Source organism: Pseudomonas sp. NPDC088890 (assembly GCF_044900155.1).
In the GTDB taxonomy this organism is placed as follows: domain Bacteria; phylum Pseudomonadota; class Gammaproteobacteria; order Pseudomonadales; family Pseudomonadaceae; genus Aquipseudomonas; species Aquipseudomonas urmiensis.
Genome location: NZ_JBJDNG010000007.1, coordinates 28,452 through 53,711, shown reverse-complemented (window position 1 = coordinate 53,711; position 25,260 = coordinate 28,452). Strand labels below are relative to the sequence as shown.

26 protein-coding genes and 1 pseudogene are annotated in these 25,260 nt (G+C 63.2%); 8 read left to right on the top strand and 19 right to left on the bottom strand.

Annotated features, from left to right (window positions below):
- The first annotated feature begins 25 nt into the window (after positions 1-25).
- The 5 genes from ACI2JX_RS16145 (at position 26) to ACI2JX_RS16125 (ending at position 3,259) form a co-directional block, all read left to right on the top strand.
- Positions 26-406 (top strand): low affinity iron permease family protein, encoded by a 381-nt coding sequence (locus ACI2JX_RS16145; protein WP_264233075.1) that lies wholly within the window; start codon positions 26-28, stop codon positions 404-406.
- Positions 407-450: 44 nt separating this feature from the next.
- A complete protein-coding gene (locus tag ACI2JX_RS16140; RefSeq protein WP_264232851.1) occupies positions 451-1,002 on the top strand; it encodes an ATP-dependent Clp protease proteolytic subunit in 552 nt (183 codons plus the stop codon).
- Between the two features lie 97 nt (positions 1,003-1,099).
- On the top strand, positions 1,100-2,302 hold the full coding sequence (locus ACI2JX_RS16135) for a zinc-dependent alcohol dehydrogenase (protein WP_264232852.1): 1,203 nt from the start codon (positions 1,100-1,102) through the stop codon (positions 2,300-2,302).
- A gap of 9 nt (positions 2,303-2,311) precedes the next feature.
- Positions 2,312-2,851, top strand: coding sequence for a hypothetical protein (locus tag ACI2JX_RS16130; protein ID WP_264232854.1), 540 nt, complete (start codon positions 2,312-2,314; stop codon positions 2,849-2,851).
- 117 nt (positions 2,852-2,968) lie between these two features.
- Complete coding sequence (locus ACI2JX_RS16125; protein ID WP_186554470.1) at positions 2,969-3,259, top strand: DUF6555 family protein; 291 nt, start codon at positions 2,969-2,971, stop codon at positions 3,257-3,259.
- A 38-nt stretch (positions 3,260-3,297) separates the two neighbouring features.
- Here ACI2JX_RS16125 and ACI2JX_RS16120 read toward each other — a convergent pair whose 3' ends face one another.
- Positions 3,298-3,468 carry a hypothetical protein gene (locus ACI2JX_RS16120; protein WP_404690479.1) on the bottom strand — a complete coding sequence of 57 codons (171 nt, stop codon included), beginning with the start codon at positions 3,466-3,468 and terminating at the stop codon, positions 3,298-3,300.
- A gap of 207 nt (positions 3,469-3,675) precedes the next feature.
- Positions 3,676-4,290, bottom strand: a complete 615-nt coding sequence (locus ACI2JX_RS16115) for a response regulator transcription factor (RefSeq protein WP_186554471.1) — start codon at positions 4,288-4,290, stop codon at positions 3,676-3,678.
- 115 nt (positions 4,291-4,405) lie between these two features.
- Between ACI2JX_RS16115 and ACI2JX_RS16110 the strand changes: the two genes are divergently transcribed.
- Positions 4,406-6,025 (top strand): hybrid sensor histidine kinase/response regulator, encoded by a 1,620-nt coding sequence (locus tag ACI2JX_RS16110; RefSeq protein ID WP_404690478.1) that lies wholly within the window; start codon positions 4,406-4,408, stop codon positions 6,023-6,025.
- Between the two features lie 40 nt (positions 6,026-6,065).
- Here the strand turns inward: ACI2JX_RS16110 and ACI2JX_RS16105 are convergent, their stop codons facing one another.
- The 16 genes and pseudogenes from ACI2JX_RS16105 to paaF all read right to left on the bottom strand — a co-directional run bounded on the left by ACI2JX_RS16105 (position 6,066) and on the right by paaF (position 22,191).
- Positions 6,066-6,377 carry a hypothetical protein gene (locus ACI2JX_RS16105; protein ID WP_264232857.1) on the bottom strand — a complete coding sequence of 104 codons (312 nt, stop codon included), beginning with the start codon at positions 6,375-6,377 and terminating at the stop codon, positions 6,066-6,068.
- 277 nt (positions 6,378-6,654) lie between these two features.
- Positions 6,655-8,709: a phenylacetic acid degradation bifunctional protein PaaZ gene (gene paaZ / locus ACI2JX_RS16100; RefSeq protein WP_404690477.1), complete on the bottom strand. Its 2,055-nt coding sequence runs from the start codon at positions 8,707-8,709 to the stop codon at positions 6,655-6,657.
- Positions 8,710-8,746: 37 nt separating this feature from the next.
- Entirely contained in the window at positions 8,747-9,979 is a 1,233-nt protein-coding gene (locus ACI2JX_RS16095) for an OprD family porin (protein ID WP_264232859.1), read from the bottom strand.
- Between the two features lie 32 nt (positions 9,980-10,011).
- Positions 10,012-11,580 (bottom strand): annotated as a pseudogene (locus ACI2JX_RS16090) (cation acetate symporter); the annotation flags it as partial.
- Complete coding sequence (locus tag ACI2JX_RS16085) at positions 11,571-11,879, bottom strand: DUF485 domain-containing protein (protein WP_186554477.1); 309 nt, start codon at positions 11,877-11,879, stop codon at positions 11,571-11,573. The gene ACI2JX_RS16085 and the pseudogene ACI2JX_RS16090, both read right to left, overlap by 10 nt.
- Positions 11,880-12,022: 143 nt before the next feature.
- Positions 12,023-13,099, bottom strand: a complete 1,077-nt coding sequence (paaE, locus tag ACI2JX_RS16080; RefSeq protein ID WP_404690476.1) for a 1,2-phenylacetyl-CoA epoxidase subunit PaaE — start codon at positions 13,097-13,099, stop codon at positions 12,023-12,025.
- 15 nt (positions 13,100-13,114) lie between these two features.
- Complete coding sequence (gene paaD / locus ACI2JX_RS16075; RefSeq protein WP_404690475.1) at positions 13,115-13,648, bottom strand: 1,2-phenylacetyl-CoA epoxidase subunit PaaD; 534 nt, start codon at positions 13,646-13,648, stop codon at positions 13,115-13,117.
- On the bottom strand, positions 13,635-14,393 hold the full coding sequence (gene paaC, locus ACI2JX_RS16070) for a 1,2-phenylacetyl-CoA epoxidase subunit PaaC (protein WP_404690474.1): 759 nt from the start codon (positions 14,391-14,393) through the stop codon (positions 13,635-13,637). The genes paaD and paaC overlap by 14 nt, the downstream gene beginning before the upstream one ends.
- An 8-nt stretch (positions 14,394-14,401) precedes the next feature.
- Entirely contained in the window at positions 14,402-14,683 is a 282-nt protein-coding gene (gene paaB, locus ACI2JX_RS16065) for a 1,2-phenylacetyl-CoA epoxidase subunit PaaB (RefSeq protein ID WP_186554481.1), read from the bottom strand.
- A gap of 26 nt (positions 14,684-14,709) precedes the next feature.
- The gene (paaA, locus tag ACI2JX_RS16060) at positions 14,710-15,699 is read right to left on the bottom strand and encodes a 1,2-phenylacetyl-CoA epoxidase subunit PaaA (RefSeq protein WP_186554482.1); all 990 of its coding nucleotides are present in this window, start codon (positions 15,697-15,699) and stop codon (positions 14,710-14,712) included.
- A gap of 293 nt (positions 15,700-15,992) precedes the next feature.
- On the bottom strand, positions 15,993-17,312 hold the full coding sequence (gene paaK, locus ACI2JX_RS16055) for a phenylacetate--CoA ligase PaaK (protein WP_264232867.1): 1,320 nt from the start codon (positions 17,310-17,312) through the stop codon (positions 15,993-15,995).
- Between the two features lie 84 nt (positions 17,313-17,396).
- Positions 17,397-18,629 (bottom strand): 3-oxoadipyl-CoA thiolase, encoded by a 1,233-nt coding sequence (pcaF, locus tag ACI2JX_RS16050; RefSeq protein ID WP_368972515.1) that lies wholly within the window; start codon positions 18,627-18,629, stop codon positions 17,397-17,399.
- Positions 18,622-19,077, bottom strand: coding sequence for a hydroxyphenylacetyl-CoA thioesterase PaaI (paaI, locus tag ACI2JX_RS16045; RefSeq protein WP_186554485.1), 456 nt, complete (start codon positions 19,075-19,077; stop codon positions 18,622-18,624). Before paaI ends, pcaF begins: the two co-directional genes overlap by 8 nt.
- On the bottom strand, positions 19,070-20,587 hold the full coding sequence (gene paaH, locus ACI2JX_RS16040; protein ID WP_404690473.1) for a 3-hydroxyacyl-CoA dehydrogenase PaaH: 1,518 nt from the start codon (positions 20,585-20,587) through the stop codon (positions 19,070-19,072). Before paaH ends, paaI begins: the two co-directional genes overlap by 8 nt.
- A 1-nt stretch (position 20,588) precedes the next feature.
- A complete protein-coding gene (paaG, locus tag ACI2JX_RS16035; protein WP_404690472.1) occupies positions 20,589-21,380 on the bottom strand; it encodes a 2-(1,2-epoxy-1,2-dihydrophenyl)acetyl-CoA isomerase PaaG in 792 nt (263 codons plus the stop codon).
- A 37-nt stretch (positions 21,381-21,417) separates the two neighbouring features.
- Positions 21,418-22,191 carry a 2,3-dehydroadipyl-CoA hydratase PaaF gene (gene paaF, locus ACI2JX_RS16030; protein WP_404690471.1) on the bottom strand — a complete coding sequence of 258 codons (774 nt, stop codon included), beginning with the start codon at positions 22,189-22,191 and terminating at the stop codon, positions 21,418-21,420.
- Between the two features lie 334 nt (positions 22,192-22,525).
- On the opposite strand from paaF, the gene paaY reads away from it, so the two are divergent.
- Positions 22,526-23,125: a phenylacetic acid degradation protein PaaY gene (gene paaY / locus ACI2JX_RS16025; RefSeq protein ID WP_404690470.1), complete on the top strand. Its 600-nt coding sequence runs from the start codon at positions 22,526-22,528 to the stop codon at positions 23,123-23,125.
- Positions 23,126-23,202: 77 nt separating this feature from the next.
- The gene (gene paaX / locus ACI2JX_RS16020) at positions 23,203-24,126 is read left to right on the top strand and encodes a phenylacetic acid degradation operon negative regulatory protein PaaX (RefSeq protein WP_186554490.1); all 924 of its coding nucleotides are present in this window, start codon (positions 23,203-23,205) and stop codon (positions 24,124-24,126) included.
- A 3-nt stretch (positions 24,127-24,129) separates the two neighbouring features.
- On the opposite strand, the gene ACI2JX_RS16015 is transcribed toward paaX, so the two are convergent.
- Positions 24,130-25,149: a DUF1176 domain-containing protein gene (locus ACI2JX_RS16015; protein ID WP_404690469.1), complete on the bottom strand. Its 1,020-nt coding sequence runs from the start codon at positions 25,147-25,149 to the stop codon at positions 24,130-24,132.
- Positions 25,150-25,260 lie beyond the last annotated feature (111 nt).

The window sequence follows — 25,260 nt, the reverse complement described above, 5'->3', positions numbered from 1 at the left end:
TCGCCTGACATTGGAGGACACGCCGATGAAGTTCGATCGCTTCGCCCAATGGCTGGCCAACTGCACGGGACGCCCGGTTACGTTCGCCATCGCCTTGTTGATGATCTTGATCTGGGGGATCAGCGGCCCACTGTTCGACTTCAACGACACCTGGCAGCTGGTGATCAACACTTCGACCACCATCATCACCTTCTTGATGGTGTTCCTGATCCAGAACACCCAGAACCGCGAGAGCGACGAGTTGCACGTGAAGATCGACGAACTGCTGCGCACCACACGCAAGGCGCACAAGGCCCTGCTGGATCTGGAAGACATGGACCCCGCCCAGCTGCATGCCTTACGCAAGCAGTACCAGCGCATGGGCGAGCAGGGCGATCAAGCATCCGCCAAGGACACATCCGATTGAGCGTTCGCCCATCCGGGCAAGACCCGCCGACTCTGGAGGCACGCATGGCCAGGCATATCGTTCACTTCACCGGCCCGATCAACTCAAGCACCTGCGGCAACCTGATCAATACCTGCTCGCGCATCCTCCAGCAGAGTCCTGAGGTACTGCAGCTCAACATCGCCACCATGGGCGGCGAGTGCAGCTATGGCTTTACCTTGTACAACTTCCTGCGCTCGCTGCCGGTACCGGTGCATACCCACAACCTGGGCACGGTGGAGTCGATGGGCAACATCATCTTCCTTGCTGGCGCCCATCGCACGGCCTGCGCGCTGAGCAAATTCTTGTTCCATCCGTTTCATTGGACGTTGCATGGCTCGGTCGACCACGCGCGCATGGCCGAATATGCCATGAGCCTGGACTACGACCTGCGCCTGTACGCCGAGATTGTCGCCGAGCGTACCCAGGGCGCGGCCGAAGCGCTCGATGTACAGCGTTACCTGATGGCTTATCCGCGCATCCTCGGGCCCGCCGAAGCATTGGCCAGCGGCATGATCCATGCCATCGATGAGCGGCCTATCGAGGATCACGACAGCCAATGGAGCGTACATGCCTGAGCCGCTCGTCAGTTAGACGCGACCGCGATTGAGCGCGAGGGCAGCCACGAGGCTCGGAGTTAATGACGAGAACAATTCGTGCCAAGGAGACCTGATCATGCGCGCATTGACCTACCACGGTGCTGGCGACGTACGGGTCGATACCGTGCCTGATCCAGTGATTCAGGCAAATGACGATATCGTGCTGCGAGTGACCGCCACGGCCATCTGTGGCTCGGACTTGCATCTGTACCGCGGCAAGATTCCAGCGGTCGAGTCTGGCGACATCCTTGGCCATGAATTCATGGGCATCGTCGAAGAAGTAGGCAGCGACGTCACCGCGGTCAGCCCGGGCGATCGGGTGGTGATCCCGTTCGTGATTGCCTGCGGTAGCTGTTTTTTCTGCCAGCACGAGCTGTTTGCCGCATGCGAAACCACCAACACCGGTCGCGGCGCCATCCTCAACAAAAAGGCCATCCCACCGGGTGCGGCGCTGTTTGGTTACAGCCACCTGTACGGTGGCATCCCTGGCGGCCAAGCTGATTACGTGCGCGTGCCCAAGGCCAATGTCGGGCCGTTCAAGGTGCCGGGTCACCTGGCGGACGACAAGGTGCTGTTTCTCTCGGACATTTTGCCCACTGCCTGGCAGGCGGTGCTCAATGCCGAGGTCGGCCAAGGCGCATCTCTGGCGATCTTCGGCGCAGGCCCGGTTGGGCTGCTGTCGGCGGCTTGCGCGCGGATGCTGGGGGTTGAACAGATCTTCATGGTCGATGAGTGTGGTTATCGCCTCGACTACGCCCGTGATGCCTATGGCGTGATCCCTATCGACTTTTCCCACGATGATGATCCGGCCGACACCATCATTCGCCAGACCCGCGGCATGCGCGGTGTTGACGCGGTTATCGATGCCGTGGGTTTTGAAGCCAAAGGCAGTACCACCGAGTCGGTGCTCACCGCGCTCAAACTTGAAGGCAGCAGTGGCAAGGCGTTGCGCCAGAGCATGGCAGCCGTTCGTCGCGGCGGCGTGGTCAGCGTGCCTGGCGTCTACGCCGGTTTTATCCACGGTTTCTTGTTTGGCGACGCCTTCGACAAAGGCCTGACCTTCCGCATGGGGCAGACCCATGTACAGCGCTACTTGCCGGAGCTGCTCGAACATATCGAAGCCGGCCGCCTGAACCCGGAAGCCATCGTCACCCACCGCATCGCCCTGGAAGACGCGATCCGCGGCTATGAGATGTTCGATGAACAACAAGAACGCTGCCGCAAGGTGATCATGGTGCCCGGTGAGGCAGCAGACGCAGTGCTCAGCGTTCACCCTTGAGAGGATTGCATGTCACGACGCATTATCACTTCGGTCAACAGCGAGGATCTGCACCCGCCAGAACAAGGCCTGCTGTTCGAAAGCCCGCGCGAACGGCTGGAGTTCTATCGACGCGAGATCCAGTACGAGACCACGATCCTGGCCAACCGCACCGACGCCTTTCTGGCGGCGCAGTCGTTTCTGGTGATTGCCTTCATCTCGTGCATGGCCAATCTCAACCAGAAATGGGGCGGGCAATTCACCTTGATCGTGCCACCGTTTCTTGCACTGTTGGGCGCGCTCAGTTCGCTCAACGCCTGGCCAGGCATTCGCGCCGCCTACGGCATCATCGATCACTGGCACTTCAAGCAGAGCCAGCTGTTGCGCAGTGAGCCCAGCGTAGGTATGGCCTATGACGACTGGCCGCTGTTCTGCGAGACCGAATCGAGCCACCGCGGCTATCGCAAGTCGCTGATGTTCTCGATTCGCGCGCCGTGGTTGTTTCTGGTGTTTTGGGTGCTATTGGGCGGCTATTGCCTGTTTTTACAGCTCGATCCGGCCGGCAGTTAAGGGGGCGGCTTTTTGCCACCTGACCGTTCATTCACGTTGTTCGACAATCTTTTGAATTTTCACGTAAATCCCTGATCCATTGGCTTGTCATCCATGGAGAAGAGGAGGGCCCCACAGATGCCAAACCCACAGCTGTACATCATCGACTACCGGCTGCATGGCGAGCCGCGTAGCTTCATTATTCGCCTGGAGCGGATGGACAATGCCGAGGCTTGGCATTGGGCCAGTTGCGATGCCGGTATTGGCATCATTCCCAAGTTTGGGCGGGAGAAGATTCGCAAGGTCAGCCGGCCCATGGCTGAACGCTATGGAATCAGTGAGGTGAACTGGCGCCTGTCGGGCAGTAGGCCGACCCCGGTCGAGGCCTCCAGCGGCGACGATGCCCAGGCCACTTCGCCTATTGCTTGACCCTGGGGCCGCTGATTGCGGCCCCAGTCATTTTCAGCTCATGCACCGGACTCAGGATCGCTAGCCGGCACGCCGGGGCGATTTTCTTCCTCATCGGTGAGGTTCGGATCGGCATCGGGATCATCAGCGCGGTCGTTGCGCCGATCAGGTTGCAGTTCTGGCCAGTCGTCCTCGACATTGCCGCCGCCCATGTTCAGAGTCTTGTTCATAACACCTCCTTTGGGTCCGCTTTGCTGCCCGACAAGCCCGCTGCCACAGGTACAGCGCTTACCCAGAGAACAGCGCGGTACCTGTGGCAGCGGGCTCGCCCGCGAAGGGCCGCAAAACGGACCTAAATCTGAAAGCCCCTCAGCAATTGAGAACCGCTCAGCACCCTCAATGCTCCATGGCCAGTCACACGTGCCCGACCAGCGGCATCAGGTGCCGGTGTACTTGACCGCAGCGGCTGTACGCGACGAGACATTCAGCGTGCGCAACAGCGAGGACACATGAATGCGCACGGTGAACGGCGAGATATCCAACTCGCGGGCGATTTCCTTGTTGGTCTTGCCTTGGGCGATCAGGCGCAGCACGTCCTGCTGGCGCTGGGTGAGCTGTTCGACTTCGCTTTCTGCGCCCAGCGCGGGCAGCAGGCCAGAAGGCTGGTACTTGACCACGACTTCACCTTCACGGATGGCCAGGATCGCCGCGCCGAGCTCCTCGGGGGTGATGCTCTTGCCGATGAAGCCGTCGGCGCCGGCGGCCATCACCTGGCTGATCAGCTCCGGTTCATCGACCATCGAGACAATGATCAGCGAGGTGCGGCGCAACTGCTTGCGCAGCGCAGCCAACCGCTCAAGGCAGGTCAGGCCGGGGAAACGCAGGTCGAGAATCAGCGTATCCGGCGTATCGCCGTGATCGATCAGCTCCAGCACTTGGCCGAGGTTGCCCGCTTCCTCCAGGCAAGCCTGCGGTAATATCCGTTGCACGGTACGGACCATGGCTTCCCTGAATAGCGGATGGTCGTCCGCGACGATGATGCGGCAGCTCACGTCTTGTCGCTCCTGAAAACGCCCGTTGTCCGGGTCATGCTAATTTAGCACCTGCCTGCGCAGCCTTCCTGGCGCGCATGGCGCGGATGTCGACTGGCGCACAAGGATGCTTGCAATGGACTTTGACAAGAATAACGAACTGGACCAGGCCAACCTGCGCATCATCGTCGCGACCTGCGCGCTGGTCTACATGGGGTTGCTCGGCTTTCTGCCGGGGCGCACGTACCAGACCTACCTGCCGGTGTTGTACTACATCGCAGCGTTCCTGCTGGTATCGATCGGCTTTCGCCAGGCCATCGCCCATTGGCCTGGGCATTACCCGTGGCGGCGCGTGCTGGGCATGGTGCATGACTATACCGGCACCTGTTTTGGCCTGGTGGTCGGCGGCGAGGCGGCCTTGCCGCTGTATGCGGTGATGGTCTGGGTGAACCTGGGCAACGGCATGCGCTTCGGCTCGCGCTACCTGGCCATCGCCACGGTGCTGGCGCTGGCGGCGTTGCTGGTGGTGTACCAGATCACGCCGTATTGGCAGCAGCAGCCGTTCATGGTGTTGATGCTGCTGACCACCAGCACACTGATCCCGATCTATGCCCACCTGCTGCTGGAGCGCACGCGCAAGGCCTCGGAACTGGCCATGCTCGCCACCCGCGAGAAATCGCGGTTCCTTGCCCAGGCTAGCCACGACCTGCGCCAGCCCATCCATTCCATCGGCTTGTTCACCGCCTGCCTGCGCGAAGGGCAGTTGGGTGAGCAAGAACGGCGCCTGGTGGACAATATCGATCGCTCCTTGCTCAACGTCTCCCAGCTGTTTCGCTCGATTCTCGACCTGTACACACTCGACAACGGCCGGGTGCAACCCAAGTACGAAACCTTCGCTGTGCAGCCATTCTTGCGCGAGTTGCTGCGCCAGAACGCCGAAGCTGCGCGCTGGGCGGGGGTGGAGATGCGTTTGCGCGCCGGTCGGCACTGGACCTTGGCTGACCCAGGCATGCTCGCCACCATGGTGCAGAACGTGCTGTCCAACAGTTTCAAGTATGCCGCACAGCGGCCGCTGCTGATTGGCGTACGCCAGCGCGGCGATCACTTGCAGATCGAGATTCATGACCAAGGCCGCGGCATTGCCGCCGAACATCAAGACAAGGTGTTCGAGGAGTTCTACCGGATTCGCGAAATGCGCGACAAGGATGTCGAAGGGGTTGGCCTGGGCCTGGCCATCGTCAAGCGCTTGGCCCAGCTGATGGATCTGCGCGTCAGCCTGCGTTCGCGTCCGGGCCATGGTACCAGCGTGACTCTGCAGGGGCTGGCGCGGGTAGCGCCGCGGGCGGCGCATAGCGGCGTCGACCCAGCCTTGCAGGCGGGCCTGCTGACCGGGCTGCGGGTGTGCCTGGTGGAAGATGACCACAACGTATTGCAGGCCACCTCGGCCTTGCTCGGGCGCTGGGGTTGCCAGGTGCAGGCAGAAAGCTCGGCCAAGGGCCTGAGCAGTGACTGTGATGTGATCGTCGCCGATTACGACCTGGGGCCAGAGGCCACCGGGCTGGATTGCATCGACAGCCTGCGCGCACAACGCGGCAGGCAAGTGCCGGCCTTGATCATGACCGGGCACGACATTGAACGGATTCAGGCGGCAGTACATGACCGGAATATCGCTATTTTGTCCAAGCCGGTACGTCCGGCCGAACTGCGTGCAGCCCTACGGGCTTTGCGGGAGGAGCCAGCAACGCCGGTGGGTTAGACCGGCGTCGGGGCTGAAGGGGAAACGCGGACAGTGTCGCTCAGCGCAGAATCAGCGGCTGGCCTTCCTTGAGGCACGACGGCGTCGGGTCGTACAGGCCCATGCCAGCGACGGCAACGATCGCGCCGCTCGGCATCTGGCAGTCGTACTCGCCTTTGGCGGTGGTGGCGGTGAAGTAGGTCAGGGTGCTGTCGTTGCGCACGTTGGAGACCTTGGTCACCGGCACGCCGAGGGCGATTTCGGAACGCTGCTTGAGGGTGTCTTCGGTGGGTTTGACGGTCTGGCAGCCAGCCAGGGTGGCCAATGCTGCGAGGGTCAGGATTGGCTTGAGCAAGGGATGACGGGGCTTCATGGGGTGCTTCCTTGGCGTTGTTCTGATTATTCGGCCACACGCCGACCTGGCGCCGCGGGGACGGCGCATGGATAGCGGGTGAGTGGCCGGACTATAACGCCGAGGACGGGGCGCTGGGATTAGGGCAGATGTACGACATGGCGTAGTGCCGCTATTGAGCGGGGTGTCAGTTATGGCCTCTTCGCGGGCAAGCCCGCTCCCACGGGTGTTGCGCTGATCGTGTAGGCGCGGGCTTGCCCGCGAAGAGGCTAGGACATTCACGCGAGACTGACCCGCATCAACCCGCCCGCTTGAGCACCAAGGTCAGGATGTCATAGCTTGCCACCAACTCACCCAGCTGGTTGGTCACCTCGACATCCCACGCCACCACGCCTTGCGGCTGCCCCAGCGGGCTGCTCTTGCCCTGGTCGATCTTGCGCTTGCAGGTCAGCCGCGCCTGAATGGTGTCGCCAATCCCAACCGGGTTGATGAAACGCAAGGTATCCAACCCATAGTTGGCCAACACTGGCCCCTCGCCAGGCGAGACGAACAGCCCGGCGGCAGCCGACAGCACGAAGTAGCCGTGGGCGATCCGTTTGCCGAACTGCGACTGCTTGGCGGCAATCTCGTCGAAGTGCATGTAGAAGTGATCGCCCGACAGGCAACCGAAGTTGACCAGGTCGGCCTCGGTCACCGTGCGTCGATGGGTCAGCAGCGATTCGCCGATTTGCAGCTCGTCGAAATAGCGGCGGAACGGATGCACTTGGGTCTCGATCACCTCGGCGCCGCGCACATACTCGCCCGTCACCGCACTGAGCATGCTCGGCGAGCCCTGCACGGCCGCGCGTTGCAGGTAATGCTTGACCGCTCGCAGGCCGCCCAGCTCCTCACCACCCCCGGCCCGCCCTGGGCCGCCGTGCTTGAGCTGGGGCAGGGGCGATCCATGCCCGGTCGACTCCTTGGCCGCTTCACGATCCAGCACCAGCAGCCGGCCATGCCAGGCCGCCGCCAGCGGAATTGCTTTGGCGGCGACCGCGCGGTCGCCAGTGATCAGGCTCGCGACCAGGCTGCCTTTACCCCGTGCGGCCAGTGCCAAGGCTTCGTCCAGGTCGTGGTAGGTCATCAGCGTGCTGACCGGGCCAAACGCCTCGATGTCGTGCGCGCCGCCTTCGCCATGCGGGTCGCGCGCGTGCAGCAGCGTTGGCGCGAAGAAGGCCCCTTCAGCCACACCGTCACCGACCGGCGCGAAGCCATCGCTGGCGCCGAACAGCTGGTCGCAGCTGGTGAGCAGGCTGCGCACGCGCTCGCTGACGTCGCGCTGTTGATCATGCGAGGCCAGCGCGCCCATGCGCACGCCTTCCACCGAGGGATCGCCCACCACCACCTTGGCCAGGCGCTCGCGCAGGCGAGTAGCGACCGCATCGAGGTACTTGGCCGGGACGATGGCGCGGCGGATGGCGGTGCATTTCTGCCCGGCCTTGGTGGTCATCTCGCGCACCACCTCCTTGATGTACAGCTCGAACTCTTCGTCGTCCGGAGTCACGTCCGGGCCGAGAATGGCGCAGTTGAGCGAGTCGGCCTCGGCGGTGAACGGTACCGAATGGCGGATCAGGTTGGGGTTTACCCGCAGCTTGGCCGCGGTGTCGGCAGACCCGGTGAAGGTCACCACATCCTGGCCTTGCAGGCGGTCGAGCAGGTCACCGGTACTGCCGATCACCAGCTGCAGGCTGCCAGTGGGCAGCAGGCCAGACTCGTTCATCAGCCGCACCACCGCCTCGGTCAGGTAGCTGGTCGAGGTGGCCGGTTTGACGATGCACGGCATGCCCGCGAGGAAGGTCGGGGCAAATTTCTCCAGCATGCCCCAGATGGGGAAGTTGAAGGCGTTGATGTGCACCACCACGCCGGCACGCGGCACCAGGATATGGCTGCCGGCAAAGTGCCCTTGCTTGCCCAGTGCGATGGCCGGGCCTTCGTGCAGCAGATTGCCCGAAGGCAACTCGCGGCTGCCGATGCCAGCATAGGAAAACAGCGTGGCATTGCCGCCTTCGATGTCGATCCAGCTGTCGGCGCGGGTCGCGCCGCTGTGATGGGACAGGGCGTAGAGCTGTTCCTTGCGTTCGGCCAGGTACAGGGCCAGTGCCTTGAGGCGCGCAGCGCGCTGCTGGAAATCCATGGCCAGCAACTGGGCCAGGCCCTGGCTGCGAGCAAATGCCACAGCCTCGGCGAAATCAGGACGCTCTTCATGGCTGTAGGCCAGGATGTGGCCGTCCAGGGCGCTACGCAGGGCCTGGGCGCCGTGCTGGCCGATCCAGCGGCCAGCGATGAAGCTCTGCAGGGTAGGGGCGTCAGACATACTGTTCTCCAAGCGGTTGTGATGGACAGGGGCGCGGTTACCACAGCGCCAGGGTGTAGCCGATGATCAGGCGGTTCTCGTCCAGCTTGCTGGTCAGGCCGTTGCCGGAGCGGAACGTGACGTTGCGCCAACGCAGGCTGACGTCCTTGAACGGGCCGCTCTGGATGACGTAGGTAAGGTCGGTGTCGCGTTCGCGCTCGCGGCCATTGCTGAGGGTTGCGGTTTCAGCGTGGCGGCCGTCGGTGTAACGGGTCATGAAGCTCAGGCCGGGGATGCCCAAGGCGACGAAGTCGTAGTCGTAGCGCAGCTGCCAGGAGTCGATCCCGGCGCGGGTGAAGGTGTTGTAGGTGACCAGGTTGACGGTGTAGGGGTCGCCGCCATTGAGGAACGGGAAGGCGCTGTCGCCGGACATCTGCTGCCAGGTCGCGGTGAATTTATGCGCGCGCACCCCGAGGGTGAACATGGCGTTGAAGTTGCGGTTGTCGATGCGCCCGGCGCGCTCGGCGCCGTCACCGCGGCTATCGAAGTAGCGCAGGTCGCTGCGCAGGCTCAGGCCTTCGCCCAGCGCTTGGGTATGCAGCAGGCCGACATACTGCTGACGGTAGATCTCATCGAGCTTGGCATAGTAGTAGCTCAGGCTGGTCTGCGGGGTGAGTGCGTAGCTGCCACCGGCAAAGTCGAAATGATCGCTCTGCGCTGCGCCATAGCCAATATCGTCACGCCCGGACGAGTCACGCAGGTTGGCCTCGGTCAGACGCCCGGCATTGACCGTCAGCCCGTCGATTTCCTGGCTGGTCAGCAAGCCACCTTGGAAGGTCGATGACAGCAGGCGGGTGTCGTTGTACACCACCACCGGCAGGATCGGCTGCAGGGTGCCCAGGCGCAGGGTGCTCTTGGACACCCGCAGCTTGCCGGTCAGGCCAAGCTCGCTGTAATTGTCGACCGGCTCGTGGCTGTTCGGCCCATACGGCAGCAGGCCGGTGTTGCGCCGATCACGGCTGGAGTCGAGCTTGATCCCCAGCTGTCCCATGGCGTCGATGCCAACCCCCAGCGGGCCTTCGCTGAAGCCCGATTCGAAGCGCGCGGTGAAGCCTTGGCCCCATTCCTCAGCCTTGGACTGGGGGGCGTTGGCTTGGCGAAAATCGCGGTTGATGTAGTGGTTGCGCAGCTCGATACGTGCGTGGCTGTCTGCGATCAAATCCGCCATGGCGGGCGAGGGCAGGGCCAGACTGGCCAGCCAGGCCAGCGACTTGAAGCGAGTGTGGTTCATTATTGTTGTACCCGACATTCGAAGTTCAAGGTTTAGTGTTTGCTGGCGCCAACCGCGCCAATACCGGTCATGGAGCGGATGAACTGGCCCAGGTAGCGCCCACGCTCCTGCGCGGCGCGTTCAGAGCCGTCGGTGACCGAGAACGCCCAGGCGCTGAAGAACGCCAGGCTCATGGAGAACAACGCCGGGTTGCTGTAGGGGAACAGCGCTTGCTGGTTGTGCAGGACGTTGACCCACACCGCCGGGCCGAGCACCACCAGCACGATCGCCGAAATCAGCCCGGCCATGCTGCCGCACACCGCCCCCCGGGTGGTCAGGCCCTTCCAGAACATCGAGAGCAGCAGCACCGGGAAGTTGACCGAGGCCGCTACCGCCAGCACCAGGCCGGAGAGGAAGGCAATGTTCTGCGACTCGAACATCAGGCCGAGAATGATCGCCAATACGCCGATAACCAATGTCGCCAGGCGCGACACGCGCATTTCGTCCTGCTCGCTGGCCTGGCCTTTGCGCATTACACAGGCGTAAAGGTCGTGGGAGACTGCCGAGGCGCCAGACAACGCCAGACCTGCAACCACCGCCAGGATGGTGGCGAACGCCACGGCTGAGATGAAGCCGAGGAACAAGTTGCCGCCTACTGCTTGGGCCAGGTGCACGGCGATCATGTTGCCACCGCCGATGATTGCGCCGCTGGTATCGCGATAAGACGGCTCGGTGCCGACCATGACGATGGCACCGAAGCCGATGACGATCAGCAGCAGGTAGAAGTAGCCGATGAAGCCGGTGGCGTAGAACACGCTCTTGCGTGCTTCCTTGGCATCGCTGACGGTAAAGAAGCGCATCAGGATATGCGGCAGGCCGGCGGTGCCGAACATCATCCCCAAGCCTAGGGAAATCGCATCGATCGGGTTGGACAGCAAGCCGCCCGGGGCCATGATCGCCTGGCCCTTGGCATGCACCGACACGGCGCTTGCAAACATCGCCTCGGTGCTGAAGCCAAAGTGCTTGAGCACCATGAACGCCATGAAGGTCGTGCCCGACAGCAGCATCACCGCCTTGATGATCTGCACCCAGGTGGTTGCCAGCATGCCGCCGAAGGTCACGTAGAGCACCATCAGCACACCGACCAGGACCACCGCATACAGGTAGCTGATGCCAAACAGCAGTTCGATCAGCTTGCCGGCGCCGACCATTTGCGCGACCAGGTACATCAAGGCCACCGCCAGGGTGCCGAATGCCGAGGTGAGGCGCACCGGGGTTTGCGCCAGGCGGTAGGAAACCACGTCGGCGAAGGTGTACTTGCCTAGGTTGCGCAGGCGTTCGGCGATCAGGAACAGGATAATCGGCCAGCCGGCCAGCACCCCCAGGGCATACAGCAGGCCGTCGTAGCCGTTCATGAACATCATCGCCGAGATGCCCAGGAAGGACGCAGCGCTGATCATGTCGCCGGCGATCGCCAAGCCATTCTGCATGCCGGTCAGGCCACCGCCGGCAGTGTAGAAGTCGCTGGCCGAGCGGGTGCGCAAGGCGGCCCAGCGGGTCACCAGCAAGGTGAAGCAGACGAACACCATGAACATCGAGATGGCAGTCCAGTTCATTGGGCGAACTCCTGCTTGACCTTGTCGTTGAGCGGGTCGATCACGCTGTTGGCGCGGTGCATGTAGATGCCGGTAAGGGCGAAGGACAACAGCACCATCAGCACCCCGACCAGCATGCCGACACTGGTCACGCCGCCGCTCAGCGACTGACCGAGGAGGCCGGGGGCGAACGCCACCAGCAGGACGAAGCCGTAGTAGGCAGCCAGCATGATCAGGGTCAGCGAGCCGTTGAGGCGGCGTTTGCGCTGGATCAGCTGCTGGAAGTCGGGGTGATTGCTGATGCGCTCGATGTGCTCAGGGGTCATGGGAAGCGATCTCTTGGTGTTGTAATTGTTTTGGCTGAGGTCACGCGGTTAGTGCGGTGTTGCTCAGGGCCTCAGCGCGGGGCAAGCCCGCTCCTACGCAATGGATTCGATTGCGTGGGAGCCGCGATGAGGTCAACTGGATCTCACAGCTGGTCGAAATCGAGCACCACCTTGTCGCTGATCGGATAGGTCTGGCACGACAGCACATAGCCCGCCGCCACCTCGTAATCTTCCAGCGCATGGTTGCTGTCCATCTCCACCTCGCCCTCGATCACCCGGCACTTGCAGGTCGAGCAAACGCCGGCCTTGCACGAGTAGGGCAGCTCGGCGCCAATCGCGTTGCCGGCATCGAGGATGTTCTGGGTATTGCGCGGCAGGTCGAACGCCAGCGCGCGGCCATCGCTGATCACGGTGACCTGGCTGATCGCCGAATCGACCTGGCGCGCCGCCTCACGCGCGTCACGCCGCGCCTGGCTGCCGGCCGCGGCGAACAGCTCGAAGTGAATGCGCTCCTTGGCCATGCCATTGAGCTGGAGGCTGTCGCGCACGGTTTCGGTCATGGCTTGCGGGCCGCAGATGAACGCCGCATCCAGGCTCGCCACATCAATCCAGCGGGAGAACAGCTGGCCGCACTTGTCGGCGTCGATACGGCCGTTGTACAGGTCGACGTCTTGCTGCTCGCGGCTGAACACGAAGATCAGGTTGAGGCGATCCAGGTATTGGTTTTTCAGATCTTCAAGCGTGTTGCGAAACAACGCAGCGGAGCTTGAGCGGTTGCCATACAGCAAGGTGAAGCGGCTGTGCGGCTCGCTGGCCAAGGTGCTGGCGATGATCGACAGGAGCGGGGTAATGCCACTGCCAGCGGCCACGCCCAGGTAATTGCCCTGGCGGCTCGGCTCCAGCGGCACGAAGAAGCTGCCGGCGGGGGGCATCACCTCCAATTGCTGGCCCGGTTTCAGCGCTTCGTTGGCAAACGAGGAAAAGCGCCCACCGGGTACCCGCTTGACTGCCACGCGCAACTCGCCATCGTGCACCGCGCTGCAGATCGAATACGAACGGCGCACTTCTTCGTCATCCAGCTGGGTGCGCATCACCAGGTACTGGCCCTGGGTGAAGCGAAATGCCGACTGCAGGTGCGCAGGCACGTCGAAGGCGATCGATACCGCGTCGCGGGTTTCGTTGCGCACGTCTTTGATGGTCAGGCTATGAAACTGGCTCATGGTGTTCTCCACGGCTCAAATGCATTTGAAATAGTCGAAGGGCTCCAGGCACTCGCGACAGCGGTACAGCGCCTTGCAGGCGGTGGAGCCGAATTGGCTGAGCAGCTCGGTATGGCTGCTGCCACATTGCGGACAGCACACCTGCGGCGCCTGGCCGAGCAGGCTGCGCTTGTTCTGGCTGCCCTCGGGCGGGGCGATGCCGTACCGCCGCAGCCGCTCGCGGCCCTGGTCGCTGATCCAGTCGCTGCTCCAGGCCGGGGTCAATCGCCGTTCCAGGTCCGGCTCGGCGAATCCGGCTTGCTCCAGCGCCTGGCGGATGTCGCCCTCGATCACTTCGGTTGCCGGGCAGCCGGAGTACGTCGGGGTCACCACCAGGTGCAGATGGCCGGCGCGCCAGCCGAGGTCACGCACGATGCCCAGATCGACCACGCTGACCACCGGCACCTCTGGGTCCATTACCTGTTCCAGCACCGCCCAGGCCCGCGCCAGGTCATCGCCGCGAGCCGCGCGGGCGCCACGGTCGCTGGCGATCAGCTCACCAGGTCGCATCGGGATAGGCCCGTGGCAAAAACTGCATTTCGGCCAGAAGCAGGCCCAGGTGCTCGCTGTGCAGGCCCGTGCGGCCACTCAGATAGAAGGGGGTGGCCGCTTTGGGCAGCGGCAGCTCGACCGAGGCGAAGATCGCGCTGACCTGCTTGAGCCAAGCCGCGCCGACCTGCGCAGGATCTGCGCCGATGCCCGCTTCGGCCAGGCGCAGCTCGGCATCGCTGCCGGCGGCCAGTTCCACGGTGAAGCGCCACAGCAGCGCGATCGCGGTGAGCATGCGCTGGCGGCTTTCTTCGGTGCCGCCGCCCAAGCGCTGCACCCACTCGCCAGAGCGGCGCAGGTGATAGGTGACTTCCTTCAGGGCCTTGGCGGCAATGCCGGCGATGCGCGGGTCTTGCGATTGGCTCAGCCCTTGGAGCACGGCGAAATGCCAGGCGTCATAGAAGAACTGCTTGAGCATGGTCACGGCGAAATCGCCATTGGGTTGCTCGACCAGCAACAGGTTGCGATAGGCCCGCTCATCGCGGCGAAACGCCAGGGCGTCGGCGTCGCGGCCGTCGTCGCTCAGTTGGGCGGCGTATTCCAGCCAGTTGCGCGCCTGGCCGACCAAATCGAGGCCGACGTTCATCAGGGCCAGCTCTTCTTCCAGGGCCGGCGCATGGCCGCACCACTGGCACAGGCGCTGGCCCTGGATCAGGGCGCTGTCACCGAGCAGCAGCAGGTATTGGATGAGTGCTTGATTGTGCATGGCGGGCCTCACATGTGTCCGACTTCATCAGGCAGCTGGTAGAAGCTGGCATGGCGGTAGACCTTGTCGTCGGCAGGGGCGAACAGCGGGTCTTTGTCATCTGGCGAGGAGGCGGTGATCAGTGCCGAGGGCACTACCCACAGACTCACCCCTTCGCTGCGACGTGTGTACAGCTCACGGGCGTTCTCGATGGCCATGGCGGCGTCGGCGGCATGCACGCTGCCCACATGTTTATGGTTGAGGCCGTGCTTGCTGCGCACGAATACTTCGTAGAGGGTCCAGACAGACATGTTCGATCTCCGCGTCAATCGCCGCTTCAGGCGGCGTTCTTGTTCTGTTGCTTGCGTGCGTAGGCCACGGCGGCCTCGCGTACCCAGGCGCCGTCTTCGATGGCTTGGCGGCGGGTGGCGACGCGCTCCTGGTTACAGGGGCCGTTGCCTTTGATCACTTCGTAGAATTCATCCCACTGGATCTCGCCGAAGTCGTAGTGGCCGCGCGCCTCGTTCCACTTGAGGTCTGGGTCGGGGGCAGTGCAGCCAAGCAGTTCAAGCTGGGGGATGGTCTGGTCGATGAAACGCTGGCGCAGTTCGTCGTTGGTCTGGCGCTTGATCTTCCAGGCCATCGACTGGGCGCTGTTGGGCGAGTGCTCGTCGCTGGGGCCGAACATCATCAGCGCCGGCCACCAGAGGCGGTTGATCGCATCCTGGACCATGTCTTTTTGCGCTTGGGTGCCGTGGCGCATCATGGTCAGCAGCAACTCGTAGCCCTGGCGCTGGTGGAAGCTTTCTTCCTTGCAGATGCGGATCATCGCCCGCGAGTAGGGGCCGTAGGAGGTGCGCTGCAGCACCACCTGGTTGACGATCGCCGCGCCATCGACCAACCAGCCGACCGCGCCCATGTCGGCCCAGCTCAAGGTCGGGTAGTTGAAAATGCTCGAATACTTGGCCTTGCCGCTGTGCAGCTTGGCGATTTCTTCGTCGCGGTCGGCGCCGAGGGTTTCCATGGCGCTGTACAGGTACAGGCCGTGGCCGGCTTCGTCCTGGATCTTGGCCATCAGCTGCAGCTTGCGCTTGAGGCTGGGGGCACGGGTGACCCAGTTGCCTTCAGGCAGCATGCCGACGATTTCCGAATGGGCGTGTTGCGAGATCTGCCGGATCAAAGTCTGGCGGTAGGCGTCGGGCATCCAGTTCTTGGCTTCGATCTTGATCTCGGCGTCGATTTTTTCCTGGAAGGCACGCTCCTCGGGGGACATCTCCTCGAGCGACTTGATGTGCTTTACACCGGTTTCCACTAGCTGTGCGTACATGTTCTGACTCCTGCCTCAGGGCTGGGTGGGGCATGAGTCATTTATAAGCGATACAAAACACAACATCAAACATATTTCGATGTATCAAATACTAATTGTGTATCGCTTTGAAATACTGGGGCCGCTTTGCGCCCCTTCGCGGGCAAGCCCGCTCCCACAGGGATAGCGCCGCTCTCGCGGTCGGCGCCGTACCTGTGGGAGCGGGCTTGCCCGCGAAGGGGCGCAAAGCGGCCCCAAAATCTTAAGTGAACAGCATGACGGCCATTGGCCGGGGCAGGGGGACCAGCGAAGACTCAGCTAGCCAGACGTTTATCGTAAACGTGGCAAGCCTTACCTTCCGAACGCTTCAAGGTGCCGCAAGGCTTGAGCAATACCTGGGTGCTGATGCCGATGTAAGTCTTGATCTGCCGGCCCAATTCGCCAACCACCTGCTGGCGCTGCGGCTCATCCAGTGCCTGGCATTCGCCGCGCAACTCGACATGCACCTCAACGCTGTCGAGATTACCATTGCGATACAGGTGAATCTCATAAAGCTCAGAAAGCTGTTTTATTTTCAGCACCTGTTCTTCAATCTGCGTGGGGAACACGTTGACCCCACGAATGATCAGCATGTCGTCACTGCGCCCGGTGATCTTGCCAATCCGCCGCATCGGCCGCGCCGTGCCGGGCAGCAGGCGGGTGAGGTCGCGGGTGCGGTAGCGGATCATCGGCAGCGCCTCCTTGCTCAGCGAGGTGAACACCAACTCACCCAACTGGCCATCGGGCAGCACTTGACCGGTTATCGGGTCAATGATCTCCGGATAGAAGTGGTCCTCCCAGATGGTCGGGCCATCCTTGGTTTCGATGCACTCCATGGCTACCCCGGGGCCCATGATTTCCGACAGGCCATAGATATCCAGGGCATTGATACCCAGGCGCTGCTCGATGGAGCGACGCAGTTCGTCGGTCCAAGGCTCGGCACCGAAGATCCCCAGGCGCAGCTTGAGTTGATGCGGGTCGATGCCCTGGCGCTCGATCTCGTCAGCCAGGTTGAGCATGTAGGAAGGTGTGACCATGATGATGTCAGGCTGAAAATCGCGGATCAGTTGCACTTGTTTTTCAGTCTGGCCACCGGACATGGGGATGACCGTGCAGCCCAGGCGCTCGGCGCCGTAGTGCGCACCCAGGCCGCCGGTGAACAGCCCATAGCCATAGGAGACATGCACCTTGTCGCCCTTGCGCCCGCCTGCGGCGCGGATCGAACGGGCGACGACATTGGCCCAGGTGTCGATATCGTTCTGGGTATAGCCGACCACCGTCGGCTTGCCGGTAGTGCCGCTGGAGGCGTGCAGGCGCACCACTTCCTGCTGGGGCACGGCGAACATGCCGTACGGGTAGTTGTCGCGCAGGTCGTTCTTGCCGGTGAAGGGGAACTTGGCCAGATCTTCCAGTGATTTCAAGTCGTCAGGGTGCGCGCCAGACTCAGCAAAACGCTGACGGTACAGCGGCACATTGGCGTAGGCGTGGTTCAGGCTCCAGCGCAGGCGCTCCAGTTGGTGCTGGCGCAGTTGATCGACACTGGCGGTTTCCATCGGGTCCAGCAAGGCGCGTTCGGCATCGTGGTACATGTTCATGGCTTCACTCGAATTGTTCTTGTACGTAGGCGCAGAGGCCTTGAGTGTCATGCGGGCAGCATACTGCCCGTAGCAGGTTCAGTCTCAGTCCGTTGGTCCGAGGCGCTCGATGATCAGGGCAATGCCCTGGCCGACGCCGATGCACATGGTGCACAGGGCGTAGCGCCCGTCGGTTTCTTCCAGCTCGTGCAGCGCCGTGGTGACCAGCCGCGCCCCGCTCATGCCCAGCGGGTGGCCGAGGGCAATGGCGCCGCCGTTGCGGTTGACCCGCGGGTCGTCGTCCGCCAGGCCGAGCTCACGCAGCACAGCCAGGCCTTGCGCGGCGAAGGCTTCGTTGAGCTCGATGACATCCATGTCGGCCAAGGCCAGGCCGGTCAGTTCCAGCACCTTGTGGGTCGCCGGCACCGGGCCGATGCCCATGATTCGCGGCTCGACCCCCGCCGCCGCCATACCGACGATCCGGCCGCGCGCTTGCAAACCATGGCGACGGGCGGCTGCGCTGCTGGCCAGCAACAGCGCACAGGCACCGTCGTTGACGCCCGACGCATTGCCAGCGGTAACGCTGCCACCCTCGCGGAACGGTGTGCCGAGTTTGGCAAGTTGCTCCAGGGTGGTGTCGGCACGCGGATGTTCGTCATGCTCGACCAGCTTCGCCGGGCCTTTGCGCTGGGCAATCTCGACCGGCACGATCTCCTGCGCCAAACGGCCGCGCGCCTGGGCAGCAGCGGCCTTGTGCTGGCTGCGCAAGGCAAAGGCGTCCTGATCGGCGCGGGAAATAGCGAACTGGGCGGCAACGTTCTCGGCGGTCTCAGGCATCGAGTCGATGCCGTATTGGGCCTGCATCAGCTTATTGACGAATCGCCAGCCGATGGTGGTATCGAACAGCTCGGCGCCACGGCCGAACGCCTGCTCGGATTTACCCATCACAAACGGCGCGCGCGACATCGATTCGACCCCTCCTGCCAGCATCAGCCCAGCCTCCCCACAGCGCAGGGCGCGGGCAGCGCTGCCGATGGCGTCCAGCCCTGAGCCACACAGGCGATTGAGGGTGGTGCCCGGTACCGCCTGCGGCAATCCGGCGAGCAGGGTGGCCATGCGGGCCACGTTGCGGTTGTCTTCCCCGGCCTGGTTGGCGCAGCCAAGGATCACGTCATCGACAGCGCTCCAGTCCAATTGCGGGTGACGCGCCATCAGCGCCTTGATCGGCACAGCTGCAAGATCATCCGCGCGCACCGTGCTGAGGGCGCCGCCATAGCGGCCGATGGGCGTGCGCACGGCGTCGATGATCAGCGCATCGTTGCGGGTGAGGTCAGTCATCTTTGCTCTCCTGCGCCAGCACCGTGCCGCGCACTTTGTAGGATTTACCGCGGAACAGGGCAATCAGCTCACCCCGCTGGTTTTCCAGCCTGACGTCATACAGGCCGGTGCGGCCTTTGCGGCTGAGTTCGCTGGCAGTGGCAGTGAGTACATCGTGCTCAACCGCCGGGGCCAGGTAATCGATGCTGCAGCCCTGGGCCACCGTGGCTTCGTCGTAACTGTTGCAGGCGAAGGCGAACGCCGAGTCGGCCAGGGCGAACAGATAACCGCCGTGGCAGGTGCCGTGCCCTTGGATCATGTCTGCCCGAACCTGCATGCTCAGGCGCGCACGGCCCGGGCCGCTGTCGAGCAGGCGAGCGCCCATGGCCTGGGTCGCACGGTCGCGGGAGAACATCGCGTCGCTACAGGCGCGGGCCAGTTCATCGGGGGTGCGTTGGCTTTCAGTCATGCAGGTGGCCTCCTTGGGCATGCACGCGACGCAGCAGCAGGGAAGGGCGATAGCGGGTTTCGCCATAGCTGGTTTGCAGGTTTTGCAGCACGCGCAGGGTGTAGCCCAGGCCCATTTGCTCGGCCCAGGCCAGCGGGCCACACGGGTAGTTGACGCCGGCGCGCATGGCAAGATCGATATCAGCGGCTGATCCGACGCCTTGCAGCACGGCATCCGCCGCCTCGTTGGCAAGGGTTGCCACGGTTCGCAGCACCACCAGGCCTGGCAGGTCGGCAACCTCGCTCACGCTGAAACCCGCTTGTCGCAGCAGGGCAATCGCCTGGTCTTGCGCTTGGGCGGTGGTGTCCGCCGCCTTGCTGATGGCGATGCGCGCTGCGCTGGTGTAGTCCAGGGCAAGATCGACCAGCAGCAGGTTGCTCAGGCCATCTTCGCGTGCGCGCTGGCTGGCCAGGCGACCGTCGGACAGCGCCAAGGTCGCATCGCCCACGCGCAGCAGGCCATTGCCTGGACGTTCAGTGACACTGATGCCACTGGCCTTGAGCCGATGCAGCAATGGCTGCATCACACCCAGGCAACCTTCCACCACACAACGATCGATTCGCGTCGTACTCTGAAGCTCAGCTGCTGGCGGGCGCTCGGCGCCTTCGCGGTAGTCGTAGAAACCCTGGCCGCTCTTACGCCCCAGGCGGCCAGCATCGACCAGCTCTTTTTGCACCAGTGAAGGCTGGAAGCGGAAGTCGCCATAGAACGCATCGAACACCGAGCAGGTCACGGCATAGTTGACGTCGTGGCCAATCAGGTCGGTCAGCTCGAACGCGCCCATGCGAAAACCGCCAGCATCGCGCAGCAGCGCATCGAGAGTGGCGCAATCAGCCGCGCCTTCCTGGAGCAGACGCAGGCTTTCGGCGTAGAACGGCCGCGCGACCCGGTTGACGATAAAACCAGGGGTGGAACGGGCATGTACCGGCTGCTTGCCCCAGGCCTTGGCCAGTTGATACAACCGGGCAGCCAGCTGCGGATCAGTGGCAAGGCCGCTGACGACCTCGACCAGGGCCATGACCGGCGCGGGGTTGAAGAAGTGCATGCCAATTACCCGCTGCGGCCGGCGCAGCCCCGCGGCAAGGCTGGTGATCGACAGCGATGAGGTGTTGCTGGCGAGGATGCAGTCGTCAGTGCACAGCGCTTCGAGTTGGCGCAGCAAGTCCTGCTTGACCTGCAACTTTTCGACGATGGCCTCGATCACCAGCTGTGCATCGGCCAATGCTTCTATCGATTCGACCGGCTGCAGGCGAGCGCTGATCGCCCCGCGCTCGGCGGCGTCGAGCTTACCTTTGTCGACCAGCCGCCCGAGCTGCCGATCGATACCTTGCAGCGCCTGGGCCGCCGCGCCGGGGCGGTTGTCGTAGAGCTGCACCGGGTGACCGGCCTGGGCCGCCACCTGAGCGATGCCGGCGCCCATGGCACCAGCGCCGATCACTGCAACCGGGCTATTACTGTTGAGAGCACTCATGTCAGCGTCCATTGAATGCCGGCTGGCGTTTGTCCATGAACGCAGCGACGCCTTCGCGGTAGTCCTCGCTGCGCCCGGCCAGGCGCTGCAGGTCCCGCTCCAGCTCCAACTGCTGGTCGAAGCGGTTGTCGAAGCTGGCATTCAGCGCGCGCTTGATCAGGGCTAGGCCGTAGGTCGGCTGGGTTGCCAGGTGGCGTGCCAAGCTCAGGGCCTCGTCGCGCAGCGCAGCATCATCGACCACCCGGTTGATCAGCCCCCAGTGTTCGGCCTGCTCCGCGCTTAATCGCTCACCGAGTAGGGCCAACGCCTTGGCCCGGGCCATGCCGATCAGCCGCGGCAATTGCCAGGTGCCCCCAGAATCGGGCACCAGGCCGATCTTGCAGAAGGCTTGGATGAAGCTTGCCGAGCGCGCTGCCAGGACCAGATCGCAGGCCAGCGGGATATTCGCCCCGGCCCCCGCCGCCACGCCGTTGACTGCGCAGATCACCGGCATCGGTAGCTCGCGCAGGGTGCGGATCATCGGGTTGTAGAACTGCTCGATCGACTCGCCCAGGTCGGGCATTTGCGCGCCTGGTGCGACAGTGCGATCCGATAGATCTTGGCCGGCGCAGAAACCGCGGCCTTCACCCGTCAACAGCAGCACTCGCACTTGCGGGTCCTGGCGCACCTGTTTGAGGGCCTCGCGCACTTCCTTGTGCATCTGGGTATTGAAGCTATTCAGCTGGTCGGGCCGATTCAGCGAGAGGAGGGCGACACCGTCCTCGATGGAAAACAGGATGTGCTCGAAAGTCATTGCAGACTCGCTCCGTCAGTCGATGGGAAGGGGCCGATTACTGGCCCTGGAAGTGGGCCGGGCGTTTTTCCTGGAAGGCGCGAATGCCTTCGGCCCGGTCGGCGGTGCCGGCCAGCAGGGTGAACGCGTGGCGCTCAAAACGCAGGCCGGTGGCAAGGTCGGTGTCTGCGGCCTTGAGCAGCGCTTCCTTGGCCAAACGCACCGCCAGCGGCGCCTTGCGGGCAATCGCCGCGCCAATCTGCATGGCGCGCTCAACGGTCAGCTCGGGCTGGCTGACTTCACTGACCAGCCCGGCCTGCTGGGCGTGGCGGGCGCTGATCGGCTCGCCGGTCAGCACCATCTGCATCGCCAGCGGCTTGCCGACTGCGCGCAACAACCGTTGGGTGCCGCCGGCGCCGGGGATGATGCCCAGGTTGATTTCCGGCTGGCCGAAACGTGCATCTTCGCCAGCGATGACGATGTCGGCGCACATCACCAGCTCACAACCGCCACCCAGGGCGAAGCCGTTGACGGCGGCGATCAGCGGCTTGGAGAAGGCGGCGATCCGCTGCCAATGGGCGACCCGCGGGTCATTGAGGATGCCGACCAGGTCGCGCTCGGCCATCTCGCGGATGTCGGCACCGGCGGCAAACGCTTTTCGGTTGCCGGTAATTACCACCACAGCGATCGCCGGGTCGCGGTCGGCGCTGTCCAGCTCAGCGGCGAGTTCCGCGAGCAGTTCGGTATTCAGCGCATTGAGGGCTTCAGGACGTTGCAGGGTGATCAGACGGACGCCGTCCTCAGGCGCCTGCACAACGAGGTAGCGAGGCATGTTGGTTCCTCAGGCTGCACGCACGGCCTTGAGGCCGGCATTTATTGGAATTGTCTGCACGAGCAGGGGGGGCAGCACGACACCTGCTCAGGTGCGCCAAGTATATGCTCGATACGATACATAACTGCAACATCATAATTTGTTTTCCGTGTCTCGTATTGGGCTGATGCTTGTCACGCGAGTCAACCTTTACCCGCTAAGCGTCCGAAAAATAACGGCTTTATCGGCCTGTCCATCAAGCCTATGAAAGCGATACAGGAAAATCGAGATTGACGATCAGTTTTATTGTGATACATGATCGACACACATTCCGAATCATTTGGAGAGGTGTGACATGCCTTGCTATCGACTGGACGGCCTGACACCGGTAATCCACCCCACTGCCTACGTACACCCAAGCGCTGTGCTGATTGGCGACGTGATCATTGGTCCACACTGCTATGTCGGGCCATTGGCCTCACTGCGCGGCGACTTTGGCCGCATCGTGCTGGAGGAGGGCGCCAATCTTCAGGACACCTGCGTGATGCATGGCTTCCCTGGCGGCGATACGGTCATCGAGCGCAACGGGCATGTCGGCCACGGCGCGGTGCTGCACGGTTGCCGGGTAGGTGAAGACGCCCTGGTGGGCATGAACGCCGTGGTGATGGACGGCGCTTACATCGCGCCACGCTGCATCGTCGCCGCTACGGCGTTCGTCAAAGCAGGTTTCCAATGCCCTGGGCAAAGCCTGGTGGTCGGCTCACCGGCCCAGGCCAAACGCGCGCTCAGCGACCAGGAAATCGCCTGGAAGCAACGGGGGACCGCCGAATATCAGCTGCTGGCCAAGCGCTGCATGGCCACACTGGTCGAGTGCCCGCCGCTGACCGAAGTCGAAGCGCCGCGACCGCGCATGGGTGACTCGGGCTTGCGGCCAAAAGCGGAGCAGGGTGCATGAACCAAGCGTTGCCACGTAATGGCCAGGCGGGGCGGCGTGCAGGTATAGTCGGGGTTCCATCCGCTTCCAGTTCTCCCATGAGCAGCCTTGCCCCCCTTAATACGCTGATCACCCGCTTCCAGGAACAGACGCCAATCCGCGCCAGTTCGCTGATCATCACCCTGTATGGCGACGCCATCGAGCCGCATGGCGGCACGGTGTGGCTGGGCAGCCTGATCAATCTGCTCGAGCCAATCGGCATCAATGAGCGGCTGATCCGTACCTCGATCTTCCGCTTGAGCAAAGAAGGTTGGTTGACCGCCGAAAAGGTCGGCCGACGAAGCTACTACAGCCTCACCGGCACTGGCCGGCGGCGTTTCGAAAAGGCCTTCAAGCGGGTCTACAGCCCAAGCCTGCCGGCCTGGGATGGTGCCTGGACGCTGGTCTTGCTGTCGCAGCTGGAAGCCAGCAAGCGCAAGGCCGTTCGCGAAGAGCTGGAGTGGCAAGGTTATGGTGCCATTGCCCCGAACGTGCTGGGCTGCCCGCGCGCCGACCGTAGCGATCTTGCCGCAACCTTGCGTGAGCTGGATGCCACCGACGATAGCATCGTCTTTGAAACCCACACCCAGGAAGTGCTGGCCTCCAAAGCCATGCGCGCCCAGGTTCGCGAAAGCTGGCGGATCGAGGAGCTGGGCGAGCATTACAGCGAGTTCATTCGCCTGTTCCGGCCGCTGTGGCAAGCCCTCAAGGAACAGCAAGCGCTCGACGCCCAGGACTGCTTCCTGGCGCGCACGCTGCTGATCCATGAATACCGCCGGCTACTGCTGCGTGATCCCCAACTGCCAGATGAGTTGCTGCCGGGCGATTGGGAGGGCAGGGCGGCGCGCCAGCTATGCCGCAACCTGTATCGACTGGTGTGCGCCAAGGCCGAGGAGTGGCTGAACAGCGCCCTGGAGACCGCTGACGGGCCGTTGCCGGATGTCAACGAGAGCTTCTACAAGCGTTTCGGCGGCTTGGCCTGAGGCTCAGCGTACGTAGGTCGGCATCCCCCAGGCGCCGTATCTGAAACCTCGGCAGCGGTTGTAACCGTTGCGGTACCACAGCTCGAACTGCGCACCGTTCCAAACCCAGAACGATAGCGTGGAGCAGTCATCCAGGGCGCGCTTCTTTTGCCAGGAACTGATCTGGGCCATGCGCCGTTCGAATTGTGTGGCCTCAGTGGTGACCAATTGCGCAGCGTAGGGCGGCTGATCCTGCACCACCCAGTAACCGTTGGCCGTGTTGAAGCTGTTGGCCCGGCATTGCGTGGCAACCAGCACACGCTGCTCATCGAGGCGCTCCACGGTCAGTGGCAGCGCACGGGTGGGGTCTTGCAGGTCGGGGCACTGGCGAGGGCCGCTCAAGGTCTGGCGCAGGGCTTGGCGCAAGGCCGGGAGTTGCGCCAAAGCCTGGTCTTCAGGGCGATTCTCAACCAAGGGCGGGCGCTCGATAGGCGGCGCTGCGCGCCTTGGCCCTGGCACCAGCTGCTCATCCTCAGCGCCGCGACTGACCAGCGCGCCTGGCGTACCGAGCCGTTCTTGGACTTCATCCATTTTCAGCAAAACAGCCGCAGCGCCGGCATCCGAGAGCGTGCGCACAGCACCACGAGAGTCGACTACCTTGATTTGCGTGCTGCCAGGCAGCGCAGCGAGCAGGGCCAAGACCTGGTCGTGCTCGACATGAAAATCCGAAGCATCATCGCGCAGGATACCCACGACTACCTCGTCGATCACCAGTTGCACCGGCGGGACAGGGGGCTCGCCACCGAGGTTGGCGAACATCAAGGTGCCCGTGACAGCAGTGTTGGGGCCAGCCTCGCGTTGCAGCCCCAGGCTGATGCCATCGATGCCATCGCCAGGGGAGTACCCCATCGCGATGCACTGGCCAGACTTGTTGCAGGCGAGGTCCCAGTCCTTGTAGGAGAAGACCAAACCGTCATCGGGCACTGCGGCGCAGGCGAGCGTACTGAGCGCCCAAAAGGGCCAGCACAGCGATTGAAGCTTCATGGACATCCTTGTAGAGAGCGTTTCAATAGGAGTGTTTTTAAATCTTCTATAACTCAACTAAATGAATATTTAGTTGAGTTATCACTAGAACTTATAATATAGGGCAGGGCA